12 protein-coding genes and 1 pseudogene are annotated in these 14,662 nt (G+C 38.5%); 12 read left to right on the top strand and 1 reads right to left on the bottom strand.

What is annotated here, in order from left to right:
- From P4S71_RS04020 to P4S71_RS03990, 7 genes and pseudogenes are all read left to right on the top strand, one after another.
- Entirely contained in the window at positions 1-1,383 is a 1,383-nt protein-coding gene (locus tag P4S71_RS04020; RefSeq protein ID WP_337150141.1) for a MotA/TolQ/ExbB proton channel family protein, read from the top strand.
- On the top strand, positions 1,371-1,898 hold the full coding sequence (locus P4S71_RS04015) for a MotA/TolQ/ExbB proton channel family protein (protein WP_007377600.1): 528 nt from the start codon (positions 1,371-1,373) through the stop codon (positions 1,896-1,898). The genes P4S71_RS04020 and P4S71_RS04015 overlap by 13 nt, the downstream gene beginning before the upstream one ends.
- Before the next feature lie 50 nt (positions 1,899-1,948).
- On the top strand, positions 1,949-2,359 hold the full coding sequence (locus P4S71_RS04010) for an ExbD/TolR family protein (RefSeq protein ID WP_007377599.1): 411 nt from the start codon (positions 1,949-1,951) through the stop codon (positions 2,357-2,359).
- A 9-nt stretch (positions 2,360-2,368) separates the two neighbouring features.
- A pseudogene (locus P4S71_RS04005) lies at positions 2,369-2,973 on the top strand (energy transducer TonB).
- A gap of 51 nt (positions 2,974-3,024) precedes the next feature.
- Entirely contained in the window at positions 3,025-4,365 is a 1,341-nt protein-coding gene (locus tag P4S71_RS04000) for a tetratricopeptide repeat protein (protein WP_337150140.1), read from the top strand.
- 304 nt (positions 4,366-4,669) lie between these two features.
- Positions 4,670-7,465: a hypothetical protein gene (locus tag P4S71_RS03995; RefSeq protein ID WP_337150139.1), complete on the top strand. Its 2,796-nt coding sequence runs from the start codon at positions 4,670-4,672 to the stop codon at positions 7,463-7,465.
- Positions 7,466-7,539: 74 nt separating this feature from the next.
- Positions 7,540-10,173 (top strand): TonB-dependent receptor domain-containing protein, encoded by a 2,634-nt coding sequence (locus P4S71_RS03990; protein ID WP_007377595.1) that lies wholly within the window; start codon positions 7,540-7,542, stop codon positions 10,171-10,173.
- Positions 10,174-10,265: 92 nt separating this feature from the next.
- On the opposite strand, the gene P4S71_RS03985 is transcribed toward P4S71_RS03990, so the two are convergent.
- A complete protein-coding gene (locus P4S71_RS03985) occupies positions 10,266-10,685 on the bottom strand; it encodes a hypothetical protein (protein ID WP_007377594.1) in 420 nt (139 codons plus the stop codon).
- A gap of 268 nt (positions 10,686-10,953) precedes the next feature.
- On the opposite strand from P4S71_RS03985, the gene asd reads away from it, so the two are divergent.
- The 5 genes from asd to P4S71_RS03960 all read left to right on the top strand — a co-directional run bounded on the left by asd (position 10,954) and on the right by P4S71_RS03960 (position 14,647).
- Positions 10,954-12,093, top strand: coding sequence for an aspartate-semialdehyde dehydrogenase (gene asd, locus P4S71_RS03980; RefSeq protein WP_008139027.1), 1,140 nt, complete (start codon positions 10,954-10,956; stop codon positions 12,091-12,093).
- 253 nt (positions 12,094-12,346) lie between these two features.
- Positions 12,347-13,477, top strand: a complete 1,131-nt coding sequence (locus P4S71_RS03975; RefSeq protein WP_337150138.1) for a DUF748 domain-containing protein — start codon at positions 12,347-12,349, stop codon at positions 13,475-13,477.
- A gap of 98 nt (positions 13,478-13,575) precedes the next feature.
- The gene (locus tag P4S71_RS03970) at positions 13,576-13,812 is read left to right on the top strand and encodes a hypothetical protein (protein WP_337150137.1); all 237 of its coding nucleotides are present in this window, start codon (positions 13,576-13,578) and stop codon (positions 13,810-13,812) included.
- A 5-nt stretch (positions 13,813-13,817) separates the two neighbouring features.
- A complete protein-coding gene (locus P4S71_RS03965) occupies positions 13,818-14,291 on the top strand; it encodes an ion transporter (protein WP_337150173.1) in 474 nt (157 codons plus the stop codon).
- A gap of 143 nt (positions 14,292-14,434) precedes the next feature.
- Positions 14,435-14,647, top strand: coding sequence for a hypothetical protein (locus P4S71_RS03960; RefSeq protein ID WP_007377590.1), 213 nt, complete (start codon positions 14,435-14,437; stop codon positions 14,645-14,647).
- The last annotated feature ends 15 nt before the right edge of the window (positions 14,648-14,662 follow it).

The following is a 14,662-nucleotide window of genomic DNA, read 5'->3' as shown; positions in this document are numbered from 1 at the left end:
ATGAAATTGTTTACTCAAATGACAAAAATGGCTTTATTCGTTGCAAGCCTTAGCTTTACCGGTTCGAGTTTAGCCGCTGAGCCAATGAACCTTGATTCATTACTTAAAACGTTAGAAGAGGGTAAATCAGCCCAAAGCGTACAAAACCAACAACGAGAGCAAGCGTTTGCAACGCGTCAAAATGAACAAGTGCAAATGTTAAAAAACACACAAGCAAAACGTAATCAAATGCTTGTTGAGTCAGAGCGACTGGAAACGCAGTTTGAAGAAAATGAAGTTAAATTAGCCAATTTAACGGATACCTTATCAAAGCGTATGGGCTCACTTAAAGAACTATTTGGTGTATTACAGCAGGTTGCTGGTGATTCGAGTAATAAATTTGCGACATCTGTCGTATCGGCGCAAATCCCTGGTCGCAGCGCATTTATGGATGAGTTAGCACAAAAAATGGGGTCGACGTCTAAACTTGCATCAATCGAAGATATTGAAAAAGTATGGTACGAATTACAACGTGAAATGACTGAGCAGGGCAAAGTAAGTCGCTTTAATACCACCGTCATAGTCGAAGGTGGTAACAAGGCAGAGCAAGAAGTACTTCGTGTTGGTGCATTTAATTTAATCTCAAATGGTAAATACTTAGAGTACAATCCAGGTACAAACACGTTAAGTGAACTTACTCGTCAGCCTGTTTCACGTTTTACCGCAACAGCGAGTGATCTACAAAATGCTAAAAGTGGTGCAGTTCAGTTTGCACTTGACCCAACAGGCGGTTCAATTTTAGGTTTATTAGTACAAGCCCCAGATACTGCTGAGCAAGTACACCAAGGTGGTGCGGTTGGTTATGTTATTTTAGGTGTAGGTTTACTTGCACTGTTGATTGCGATAGAACGCTTTGTATCTTTATTACTTGTTGGTGGCAAAATTCGTCGTCAACTAAAAGATAATGTAGCGCGAGATGACAATCCACTGGGTCGTGTTATGAAAGTAAAAGACGACTATCCAAATGTGGCCTACGACACGCTTGAACTAAAATTAAGCGAAGCTATTCTACGTGAAATGCCAAAAATAACACGTAACCTTACTCTCATTAAAATCATCTCTGTTGTTGCACCGTTATTGGGTTTATTAGGTACGGTAACCGGTATGATTAATACTTTCCAAGCAATTACTTTATTTGGCACAGGCGACCCAAAACTCATGGCGGGTGGTATTTCACAAGCACTAGTAACAACGGTCCTAGGTTTAGTTGTCGCGATTCCTACTGTGTTCATATATACGCTGCTTAATACACGTTCAAAAGGGTTACTGCTTATTTTACAAGAGCAGAGCGCAGGTATTATCGCAGAGCGAAGCGAGAAGGAGCATAAACCATGGTGCTATTGATTGATTCAATCAATGCTATCCGTGATTTTCTCGACACCGGTGGCCAAGTCCTGTTGGTCATCGGGGTGTTAATCTTCGCGATGTGGTTATTGATACTCGAGCGATTTATTTACTTTTTCAATGGTTTTCGCAGTTATAAAAAAGGTGTTAAAAGCACATGGACTATTCGTGATGAGCGTAATAGCTGGAATGCTGAACAAATACGTCAAGCTATGATCTCGCGAGCAAGTATGCGCCTTAATACCAATTTGCCTTTAATTAATGTGATGGTGGCGTTATGCCCGCTACTCGGTTTATTAGGGACGGTAACCGGAATGATAGAAGTATTTGATGTTATGGCAATTACAGGTACCGGTAGTGCTCGCTCAATGGCGTCAGGTGTATCTAAAGCAACTATTCCAACAATGGCAGGTATGGTAGGTGCGTTATCAGGAGTGTTTGCCTCAACGTACTTACAACGTAAAGCTAAGCGCGAAGTAGAGCTTCTTGAAGACAGCATGGTGTTAGACCATTAAATAAATTTTGATAAGCGCCTTACAAGTTCGCTTATCCTAGGAGAATAAAAATGAGAGCCCCTTTAGGTAATTTAATGCAAGAAGATGAAGCAGAAGAAATAAACATGACACCTATGTTAGATGTTGTTTTTATAATGCTTATTTTCTTTATTGTGACAGCATCGTTTGTCAAAGAAGCTGGTATTGATGTAAATCGTCCAGAAGCTGCAACAGCTGTAAAAAAGGAACGTGCAAACATATTAGTGGCTATTTCAGACAAAGGTGAGATTTGGATCAATAAACGTCAAATTGATATACGAGCTGTTCAAGCAAACATTGAGCGTTTAAAAGCTGAAAATCCTCAAGGCAGTGTTGTAATTCAGGCAGACAAAAAATCTACAACAGATACATTGATAAAGGTAATGGATGCAGCACGTGCCGCAGGTGTGTTTGATGTGTCGATTGCAGCTCAAGAAGCATAAGGGTTAGCAATGCGTTATTTAGTAGCATTAATTATAGCTAGTGTAGTGACTTTCATGCTTTTTTTAGGCATGCAAGCACTTATAACTGGCGGCGATGGAGCGATGAGTGAACCCGCTAAAGGGAACGTACTTGATTTTGTAAGGCTTAAAAAAGAAGAAAGCGTACAAAAAAAGAACGTAAACCACAAAAGCCACCCACACCAAAAGAACCGCCTCCACCAATGGAGTCACCGCAAATGCAAAGTAGTGATGCTAATGCAAATGCTAACAACTTTGACTTTGGTGCCAATGTTGATGCGGATGTCAATTTATCAGGTGGCTTATCGCTGGACTCAAGTGATGGCGAATATTTACCGATAGTAAAAGTGGCTCCAGTTTACCCGCGCCGTGCATTGTCACGTGGTATTGAGGGTTACGTTATTGTTGAATTCACTGTAACTAAACAAGGTACTGTGCGTGAGCCCCACGTTTTAAAAGCAGAGCCTGAGTCACTATTTGATAAAGCTGCAATGGATGCAGCCCTTAAATTTAAATACAAACCTCGCGTAGTTAATGGCGAAGCTGTTGAAGTTGCGGGTGTTCAGAACAAAATTTCTTTCCAGATCAGTGGTTAATTTAGCGATTAATTAAACCTACGAGTAAATGGTTCGAAAAGCGAGGCGATTATGAAATCAATGACAACATTACAACCTGTGGCAAAACTTTTAAAATTAACACTGTTTTGTACCGCAGCGATAAGTACAAGTATTATTACTCCTAGTGCACTGAGCATTTTACCCAGTGTAGATGTAGCTACAGCCAATGCGGCGCAAGAGCAAAAAACTAAACGTGTGCCAGCTTTACGTGAAAAAGTATACAGCCAGCTGGCACGTGCACAAAAGCTCGCCGATGATGGCGATGTTAAGGCAGGACTTGAAGCACTTGATAGCATAAATGAGCGCTCATCGAGTATGAACTCGTACGAAATTGCGATGATGCATAATTTTTATGGTTTCATATATTACAATGAAAATGACTTACCAAAAGCTATTGCAGCGTTTGAAAAAGTAGTTGCTGAGGAAGGTATCCCAGAATCACTGCGTGTGAGCACGACGTTCAGTTTAGCTCAATTGGCAATGGCTAATAGTGACTATGAAAAAGTGATTGCATTTTTAGACCAATGGGATGCTATTAATACTAAACCGATTACTGATGGTTATTATGTATTGCGAGCACAAACCTATTATCAGTTAAAAGATTTTAAGCAAGGCCTTAATTATATTACCCAAGCAATTACTCTAAGCGATAGTGAAGGTAAAACACCTAAAGAAAATTGGCTAGTTTTACAGCGTGCAATGTATTACTCGCTTAACCAAACAGATAAAGTGGTTGATGTATTGGAACGTATGGTAAAGCTTTACAACAAACCTGAATACTGGGTTCAGTTATCGGGTATGTATGGTGAATTAGGGAAAGAAAGGCAACAGCTTAGTGTTATTGAAGCCGCGTATCAGCAAGGTTTTTTAACCTCTAAATCTGATTTACGCCAATTGGCTCAGGTGTATTTATATAATGGCTTAGCGTATAAAGCCGCCACTGTTATGAGTAAAGCTATAGATGCTGGAATTGCAGAGCAAACTGCAAAAAATTATGCTTTTGTTGCTGAGGCGATGATCCAGGCAAAAGAAGATAAAAAATCAATCACGTATTTTGCTAAGGCGGCTGATTTATCGCCAAGTGGTAAGTACGACCAACGTTTAGCCGAAGTGTATGTAAATACTGAGCAGTTTGAAGAAGCTGCCGATGCTGCGCGTAAAGCGCTTGATAAAGGTGACCTTGATTTTGAATCAAACGCTTTTGTTGCTTTGGGAATGGCGCAGTACAATTTACAAAATTTTGATGCATCAATTTTAGCGTTTGAACAAGCCCAAAAGCATAAAAAGTCACAGCGTTTAGCACAGCAATGGATCAAATATGTGAAGCGTGAAAAAGTACATGCAGAAACACTCAGAACAGCGTTACTTTAACTTTTAACTAGCGTGATTATTTGGTAACAGGTATACACGTCAAGCTACTTCATAATCGCACTATGCAAACCGCCTTAAATTTATTTTTGGCGGTTTTTTTGTTTTTTTAATTAACCATTTGAAATTTATGAGAATAACTTTGTCATCTTATGTTTATTAAAGTGTAACGGCTCTGTCATACAGCTCCCGTAAGGTAGTCGCAGCTAAGAACTCAAGTGACCTTAATGCATTAAAAAGTGCCTTAAGGTGACTTGAGTTTAATAAAGCGCTAACAAAATAATTAAATACTTTAACGGAGTGAACAATGAAATTATCTGACTTATTCAAGGTCAGCCTTGTGGCTACTGCAATTACATTAGCCGGCTGTGGCGGTGATATAAATCTAAATGTTGAAGAAACGGTTGAACAACCAACTTCACCTACAAATCCAACACCACCAACAGCTGAAGAGTTACCCGGTACATTTAGCCAAAGTTTATCAACTGAGGTATCTACTGCCTTAGGTCGTTCTGTTACTGTTCAGGTTCTTTCTGGTGTAATAACACAAGATACAACACTTTCAACTGATGCAATTTGGGCACTTGATGGCGCTGTTTTTGTTGGTAAAGATAAATCAGAAAGTGCAACGCTTACTATTGAGCCAGGCGCTGTCGTCTTTGGTAATAATGGAGGCGATTACATTGTTGTTAGTCGCGACTCAAAAATTGAAGCGTCAGGAACTAAAAACGACCCAATTATCTTTACATCTAAGCAAGATGTTTTAGGTGAAACAACTGCTGCAGGTCAATGGGGCGGTATGGTGTTATTAGGCAATGGTATTTCAAATAAATGTCCTGCTGAAGGCGATTGTGCACTTCAAGTAGAAGGTGTTGAGTCTGGTGCTGTGTTTGGCGGTACTGATAACACTGATAGTTCAGGTACTCTTAAATACGTAGTCGTTAAAAATGCGGGTTTTGAACTTTCTGTTGGTAATGAGTTAAACGGCATTACATTTGGTGCGGTAGGCTCTGGTACAACAGTTGATTACTTACAAGTTCATAATAATGCGGATGATGGCGTTGAATTTTTTGGTGGCGCGGTTAATTTAAAACACGTTGTTTTAACAAGTATCGATGATGATAGCATTGACTGGGATAATGGCTTCCAAGGAAAAATGCAGTTTGTTTACGTCGAGCAAGATAAAAACTCTACTGATGCAAACCGAGGAATTGAAGCTGATAACGACGGTAAAATCCCTTCTAAAGATCCAAAATCGTTGCCTATGATTTCTAATTTAACTATTGTTGGTAATAACTTTAATGGTGAAGACGATGCTGAAGGTATTTACTTACGTGAAGGCACCGGTTTACACCTATACAACTCAGTGATCACAGGCTCTGATGAAATGGGTGAGTGTTTAGAGCTTGAAGGTATTGCATTGGCTGATGATGGCACGGCTTTATTTTCTGATAGCGAAACAGTAAATAATGCTAACGATGGCACTATATTAATGCAAAACACTTTTATGTCTTGTACTAATGGTGAAAACTTTAAAGACCCTAAAGGTGCAGATGGTTCAGTACTTTTAGCGTTAGAAGGGTGGTTTACGGCGCAATCTGGTAACGTTATTAATGACAAACCTATGCTAGGTGTTAATGGTCAGCCTATTGCCGGCTCTCCTTTGTTAGGTGCTGGTCAGGATGTTGCTAATACCGTTGACGCATTTTTCGACACAGTTGATTTTGCGGGTGCATTGAATGATTCTGATGATTGGCGTGAAGGCTGGGCATTTGGTTATGGTGGCGGAATTGTTACCGCACCTGAAGCCGTTGCAGGTTGCCCTACAGGAACAACTTCAATTTCACCAGGTGATGGCACAACGACAACGTGTGAAATATCGGGTCGTATTACAGCTGATTTAACACTAACCGCTGGTAACCTTTATGCACTTGACGGCGCTGTATTCGTTGGGGGTGATAAAACAGACTCAGCTACTTTGACAATTGAACCTGGTGTTACCGTTTATGGTAGAAACGGTAAAGATTATTTAGTTGTTGGTCGTGATTCTAAAATAGAAGCTAACGGCACAAAAGATAAGCCTATTTCGTTTACATCTAGTCAAGATGTAGCTGGCGAAGCAACAGCTGCAGGACAATGGGGTGGTTTAGTGCTTCTTGGTAATGCCCCGTCTAATAAATGCCCAGATACTGGTGATTGTGCTCTTCAAGTAGAAGGCGTAGAAAGTGGAGCGGTATTTGGTGGTACAGAGACGACTGATAACTCAGGTACTTTGCGTTATGTTCGCGTAATGAATGGTGGCTACTTACTTTCACCGGGTAATGAAATAAACGGTATTACTTTTGGCGGTGTTGGCTCTGGTACAACCGTTGAATACTTACAGGTTCACCAAAATGCAGATGATGGAATAGAGTTTTTTGGTGGTAACGTTCAAGCAAAATACGTTGTGCTTACAAGTATTCAAGATGACAGTATTGACTGGGATAATGGATTCCAAGGTAAATTACAACATGTACTTGTAAAGCAAGCTGCTGATAATTCGGATGCAAACCGTGGAATTGAATCAGATAACGATGGTAAATCACCGTCAGAATTACCTAAATCAAATCCGACTATTGCTAACTTAACTATCATAGGTAATACCTTTGATGGTGAAGATGATAGTGAAGGTATGTATTTCCGTGAAGGCACAGGCGCTCAAATCTATAACACTATTGTTACCGGTCCAGTAGGGATGGGTGAGTGTTTAGAAATTGAAGGTATTGCAAAAGATGACTCTGGAACCCCGTTATTTACTGAAAGCGAAACAGTGAATAATGCCAACGACGGAACTTTATTGATTAAGTCTTCAGTTATTGCTTGCTCAGAAAACTTTAAAGACCCAAGTGGCGTTACTTTTGATACGCAAAACTGGTGGACGACAACCTTAGGTAATCTAGTTGCAACAGGACAACCTGATGTTGTAAATGGTATTTTTACAATAGATACAACAGTTCCAACAGACGTAAAGGCAATCGATAGCTTCTTTGATACTACTGACCATATAGGTGCAGTTTCAAGTACTAATGATTGGACCGCTGGTTGGACTGTAGGTCTGGAATAACACAGTAAGAACAGGTGTTAAATTTGTTTAACACCTTTTTATAACTTTCTGTTTTATATCAGATAGAGGTAAACATGAAACAATTTTCCAAACATTTTAGTTTATCAGCTTTAAGTACCGCAATTTTATGTAGTCTAAGCATGTCAGTTAATGCTGCTGAAGTTGATGATGAAGCTGTACTCGAAGAAGTTGTGGTTAGTGCTAGTCGTTTAAAAGGCACTGCAACGGCTGTACTTGAAGAGCGTAAGCAACAAGCATTTGTTGCCGATATCATGGGAGCAGAGCAAATATCCCGTAGTGGTGACAGCGATGCTGCGGGCGCTTTGCGCCGTGTAACGGGTCTTACATTAGTTGACGGTAAGTTTATATATGTACGGGGTTTAGGCGAGCGCTATTCGAGTACGCAATTAAATAGTGCTGCTGTGCCAAGTCCTGATCCAACACGTTCAGTTATCCCTTTGGATTTATTTCCAGCAGGTATAATCGAGAGCTTATCAGTACAAAAATCTTATTCACCATCAATGCCAGCTTCATTTGGTGGTGGTAATGTAGATATAAGATTAAAAAGTATTCCGAATCAGTTTGTTTTTGATGTTACAGGTCAGTTAGGTTACAACAGCAACAATTTTGATGATGGCCTTGAATACAATGGCGGTTCTGATGATTGGTATGGTTTTGATGACGGCACACGTGAAATGCCCGATTCGATTAAAGCTATTTATAAATCAGGTCAATCAATTGATGATGTTACACCTGAGCAAAGTCGTGCATTAGCACTTGATTTAAATAGAGATTATGACCCAACTGAAACAAGTTTAGACCCAAATACTAAATTTACTGTAACACTGGGTAATAGCTTTGAGTCAGGTGATTGGCGTTATGGGTTTTTATCTGCTGTAAGTTACGATAATAAATATTTTGTAGGTGAAGAATACCAAGGGCAAGATTTCCGTCTAGGGGAGTCTACTGCTGCGCTTACGCGAGGTTATGACAAAGTGACCTCTAGTGAGCATAACGTAAAGCTTTCTGGGATGTTTAATTTTGGTATTGAGTACGATAAGTCTCATCGTATTGATATTAGTTCGCTGATACTTCGTGATACTGAAGACAAAGTTAGAGACCGGTTAGGTATTGATGAGAACAACAATCAATCGGATAACAAACGCATTCGTTCTTACGATATTAGCTACGAAGAGCGTGAGTTAATTGTAAATCAGATTAAAGGCACGCATACGTTTGATTGGTTAAACTTTGCAGGCTTTGATTGGAAATACTCTAATGGTCGTTCAAATCGTTATGCACCAGGTAACTTAACAACGCGATTTATTGTTACTGATGAAAACGAAGATGGTAATTATGATGTTCAAAATGAAATCGCTTTAACTAATGCAACAACGGCAGCACGCTATACGTATCAAGATTTAAATGATGAAGTAGAGAATTACGGGTTTAACTTCACGTTCCCTATTATGCTTGATGGCGTTGATATTGAATTAAAATCAGGTGCTGATTTTATATCAAAAGAACGCTCAGCGTCTAATCGTCGTTTTGACATTAATACGCGTGCCTTTAGCGGTGTAGATTTAAATGGCAATAAATTAAACAGCATTTTATCTGATGATGTAATTGCTAATGCTCAGCTTAATTTACCTATTTTAAATGATACGACTGTTTCCGGTGATGATTATAGGTCGGCTCAAAAAACGGATGCTTATTATTTTGAAGCAGATTTTTTCTTTAATAATAAATGGCGTATAAGTGGTGGTATTCGTTGGGAAGACTTTAGGCAAGTGTCTGTCCCTTTAGATCCATTTACAGGGGGTCTTGACTCATCAATTGAGTACGACGAGCTTGCAGATTTAGCTTTTCAAGAAGATGATGTTTATGGTGCGTTAGCATTTACATATGTTTATGATGATGAAACCCAATATCGTTTAAGCTATGGTGAAACAGTTGTACGGCCTGATTTACGTGAGATTTCAGAATCAACATATATTGATCCACTTACAGAATATCCAGTAGGGGGAACACCGGGCCTGCGTACAACACAAATCAAAAACTATGATTTCCGATGGGAAAATTACTACGATACAGGTGAAAACTTTTCAGTAGGTTTATTTTATAAAGATATGACTGACCCTATTGAATCAGTGCAATCACCTTCTCAAGACGGTCCTCCATTAGTACGAATAGCGAATGCTGAGGAAGGTTATGTAGCAGGCATTGAATTTGATTACCTAAAAGATTTTACTTTTTTAGGTGGTATCGGCCAAGATATCTTTTTAAGTGGTAATGTTACATTAAGTGATTCTGAAATAAAGTTAGATCGACAAGCAATTGTGGATCAAACAGGGGTTTCAGCTGCTGTAACAAATACAAAGAGACGTTTAACCGGACACTCTAAATACGTGGTAAATATGCAGTTAGGCTACGATGCGCCAAGTGGAGAGCATGCTGCGACAATTATTTATAATGTATTTGGTGAACGTATCATTATACCGGGTATTGAAGGTCAAGAGGATTGGATGGAGCAGCCATTTCATTCTGTAGACTTAAACTATACTTACTTCCCTGATTTCAATTCGAGCATTAAGTTTAAAGTGTTGAATATTTTAGGCCAAGATCAAAAAATTGAAGCGGATGGAGTATTAACTCGTTCTAAGGAAAAAGGAACTGAGTTTTCGGTTGAGTATAAGTATCAATTTTAACGCATAGCTTTGCCCAAGGAAGGGAATTATAATAACCATAGTTACCGATTAGCCCCGTTATTTAACGGGGCTTTTTTGTGTCAATATTTTTTCTATTTGCACTTTATAGTTGCATAGAGCTGATAACATTGGTTTTTACTACCAGTACTTTTCATGCCCCATGATTGGTTATACCAATCGAAGTCTCCGTAGGCGCTTTCATCCTCTCCGCAGGTAATTGTGCTTCCAGAAATTTCTTGATTGTGACCACGCTCTTCACAAAATTGATTTCCATTTGTAGAACCCACAAAAAACAGCTCTAAGCGCCCATTTATCCAAACCTGTGGTGCGTAATAGGTTGTTGCAGTATTTACCAATATACCTTGTTGCTGTTCCATATTTATTTCTGCGCGCTCAAAGGATACTTTTTCATTTTCTTTTAGCGTTATTGTGCTTGCTGAAAGCGTAGTATCTGCAAATACATTAAGTGATACTGAACTTAAAGTAAGTAGAGCAAGAGTGAATGTCTTCATTATCTTTTCCTTTAGTTGAATGTAGAATTACACAAAACATCTTTATTCAATGTGTCTATTAAGCGTGGTAAATATAAGTTTCAACAAGGTTAAGCTTTTATTAAAGTTTAAAATAAGCACTGCATGCCTTTGCATTTTTTACACTATGAAAAAAATTTGAGTTCTACTTTATTCACTAGTTTTAGGGGGCTGGTGGTGTTATTTTGACGTTAATGAAAATTAAATCTCACGCAATGAATTTAATTTTTAATGTATTAAGGCATCTTTTATGAACAAAACAGTGGAAAAAACAATGAAAAAAGTAGGATTAGTCGGTTGGCGTGGCATGGTAGGCTCCGTGTTATTAGAACGTATGCAGCAACAAAGTGATTTTGCCCATATCGACACTACCTTCTTCACCACCTCGCAAGCGGGTCAGTTAGGACCGGACATTGCAGGCGATGCAAAACCATTGCTTGATGCAAGTGACATTAGCGAACTTGCTAAAATGGATATTATTGTTACTTGCCAAGGCGGCGATTACACCAATTCCGTATATCCAAAACTTAGAGAATCTGGTTGGGATGGCTACTGGATTGATGCCGCTTCAGCACTTCGAATGAGTGACGATAGCATTATAGTGCTGGATCCTGTAAACAAAGATGTTATTGAACAAGGCTTAGCGCAAGGCGTTAAAACGTTTGTGGGCGGTAACTGTACAGTATCGCTAATGCTACTTGCATTAGGTGGTTTATTTGAGCAAGACCTAATTGAATGGGTAAGCCCAATGACTTACCAAGCGGCGTCGGGCGCCGGTGCACGAAATATGAAAGAGCTTATTGCACAAATGGGCGCTATTCATGCAAGTGTCGCAGATAAACTAGATAACCCAAGCTCTGCTATTTTAGAAATTGATAAGATAGTAAGCGAAAAAATGGCTTCAAGTGATTTGCCACAAGACCAGTTTGGTGTGCCATTAGCAGGCAGTTTAATTCCGTGGATTGACGTACCTATGCCAAGCGGTCAGTCTAAAGAAGAATGGAAAGCGCAGGTTGAAGCCAATAAAATTTTAGGCTCTTCTAAGCAACCAGTGCCAATTGATGGTTTATGTGTACGTATTGGTGCAATGCGCTGTCATAGCCAAGCAATGACCATTAAACTACGTGAAGATATTAGCGTAGACAAAATTGAAGAAATTTTAGCCTCGCATAATGAATGGGTTAAAGTTATTCCAAATGAGCGCGAAATTAGCGCTACTGACTTAACCCCAGTTAAAGTAACGGGGACATTAAGTATTCCTGTTGGCCGTATTCGTAAATTAGCCATGGGCCCTAAATACATAAGCGCGTTTACAGTGGGAGATCAGCTCTTATGGGGCGCCGCAGAGCCATTGCGCCGCATGTTACGCATTATTATTGATGATGAGTAAACATTGTTAGTAAATTTTATTTTTCAGGGTTAGCAATTTGCTAACCCTTTTTATTTAACCTGCTTTACCAGTTTATAAATCGGGCTTTATAAACTGGTACATCATTTGCTGTAATTCCCATGTTAACCAGCTAACTACAACAAACCTTATAGAATACGTATTTTACTCGCATTATATGTACTGCTATTACAAAATTGCGTAGTTTTTACATGTTTAAAATACTGCTTTGTAGGTGGAAATAAAGGAAATTACAATGCGTTCATTTTTAAATTCATTACACCGTAAATGGTTCAGCTTTCTTGTCGTAATTGTATTACTGCTAATTACCCTCAGAATAGCTGCGCCTTATGCAGTGCAGCAGTATGTAAATTACCAGCTAAAACATACGCAAGGTATTACGGGACATATAGGTGATGTAGATTTGTTTTTATATCGTGGCGCTTATGCCATTGACGATGTAGAAATTTACGCTACTAACGCAACCACAGCACCTAGACCTTTACTTGCGGTAAAAACACTTGATTTTTCACTTGCATGGTCGGCGCTTTTAAAAGGGAATCTGGTAACAAATATGGCTTTTATGCGCCCCGAAATTGTTATTTATGATAAAAACCCAAACGCAGCAGAGCAAAATCAACGTGTAAAAGATGAAACAACTTGGATCGGACTTGCCAACGATTTAGTGTTGTTCTCAATCGATACCTTAACTATCGAACAAGGTAAGTTGTCCCTAGTTAATGCAACTAGTCAGGGTGAAAAACCCACTTTTATATCAAATATTAATGCCAGAATTGAAAACATAACTAATGCGCAAAACCTATCAAAAACACTTGTGACTACTCTAAACGTAGAAGGTGCGTTAATGGGGGAGGCGGCATTAAGGCTTAATGGCAAATTAGACCCTTTTAGCAAGCACGCTAATTTTGATTTTAACGCAGAGGTACAGCGCTTCTCAGTTAAAAATCTCGACACTGTATTTAAAGTGTATACACCGTTTGATATTGAAGCGGGGGGCATTGATGGCGCAATGGAACTTGTGGCTAAAGATAATAACTTAAATGGTTATGTAAAAGCGGGTGTTCAAAACCTTAGTGTATTTTCTTGGCGCGAAGATATAGAAAAAGATGATGACGGCATATTTACTGCCATATTTGAAGGCAGTGTTGATTTACTCGGCTCTATACTCGAAAACGATGAATCTAAACTTGTTGCTGCACGCATTCCTATTGAAGGTCAACTAGATAATACGGATGTTTCGACTTTCCAAGCTGTTATTTCTGTACTAAAAAACGCATTTTTTGATGCCTTTAGCATGAAGGTCGATAACGTCGTTTCTTTCGAAAACTCAAGTAATAGCGAACTTGCTAATAATGAAGGAGATTAAATTACTCTTATTAATTATTTAATAAAATCATGTTGATAGAATTTTAATAACGATTTATGTTAAACTGCTAACTTGAAACTTGTCTAAAGGATGTAGCGGTGGTAGGAAAAGATTTTTTTACAGATTTATTAGATAATACTAATACATTACGAGGAAAGGTTTTCGCTTTACTAATTCAATTCTTAATTATAGTTTCACTTGTTACTTTTTCTATCGATACATTACCTAATTTATCTGAAAATTTAAAATGGATTCTTTATCTTGTTGAAATAATTACAGTCGTTATCTTTTCTTTTGAGTACATACTAAGATGTTTGGTAGCTAAAAAAAGTTAAAATTTATTTTTAGTTTTTATGGTTTAATTGATTTATTAGCTATCCTCCCTTTTTACCTATCTACTGGTTATGACTTACGATCTATTCGTATTTTTAGGCTCTTAAGGCTAGTTAGAATTTTAAAGTTATTTAAATATAATCAAGCAATTAAACGTTTTCATAGAGCGTTAGTAATAGCTAAAGAAGAACTAATTCTTTTTGGTTTTGTTGCTGCTATTATGCTTTATTTATCTGCTGTAGGTATTTACTACTGCGAAAGTGATGCTCAACCAGAACAATTTAGTTCTGTATTTCATTCTCTTTGGTGGTCCGTAACAACTTTAACTACGGTTGGGTATGGCGATATGTATCCGGTTACTGTCGGAGGGAAAATATTTACATTCTTTATTCTAACAATAGGTCTTGGTATTGTTGCTGTACCGACCGGGTTACTAGCATCAGCATTGTCAGAAGCGCGGAAACAAGATTTTGAGGACTGATAGAGTATTTATGTCGTTAGCTGGCAATTGTTAGCATCGCTACATAAAAATAATAGTAGAACCTTTGAAAATTAAAATTTTAGGACGCTAATATACAATAATATTTTAACGCTTTTTCGATATCGAAAGTGTAAGGAAATTTAATGTTTATCAATAAACTAAAAAACAGCGCATTACTTATTATCGGATTTTGTATTTTGGCTGGTTGCAGCTCTGATGCACGTTTTCACGAAGTTCAATCTGCACGTCTTGATGAGTGCAACTATAAAGCGGATAAAGAATATTACGAATGCTTAAATAAACAGGACTCTAATTACGAAGAGTTTAAAAAGCAGCAGCAAGCCCAGACTAAATAAGTAGCGCTAGTACAT

Source organism: Pseudoalteromonas sp. B62 (assembly GCF_037162565.1).
Classification (GTDB): Bacteria; Pseudomonadota; Gammaproteobacteria; order Enterobacterales; family Alteromonadaceae; genus Pseudoalteromonas; species Pseudoalteromonas fuliginea.
The sequence above is the reverse complement of the archived record's forward strand: the minus strand, read 5'-3'. Positions and strand labels throughout refer to the sequence as shown.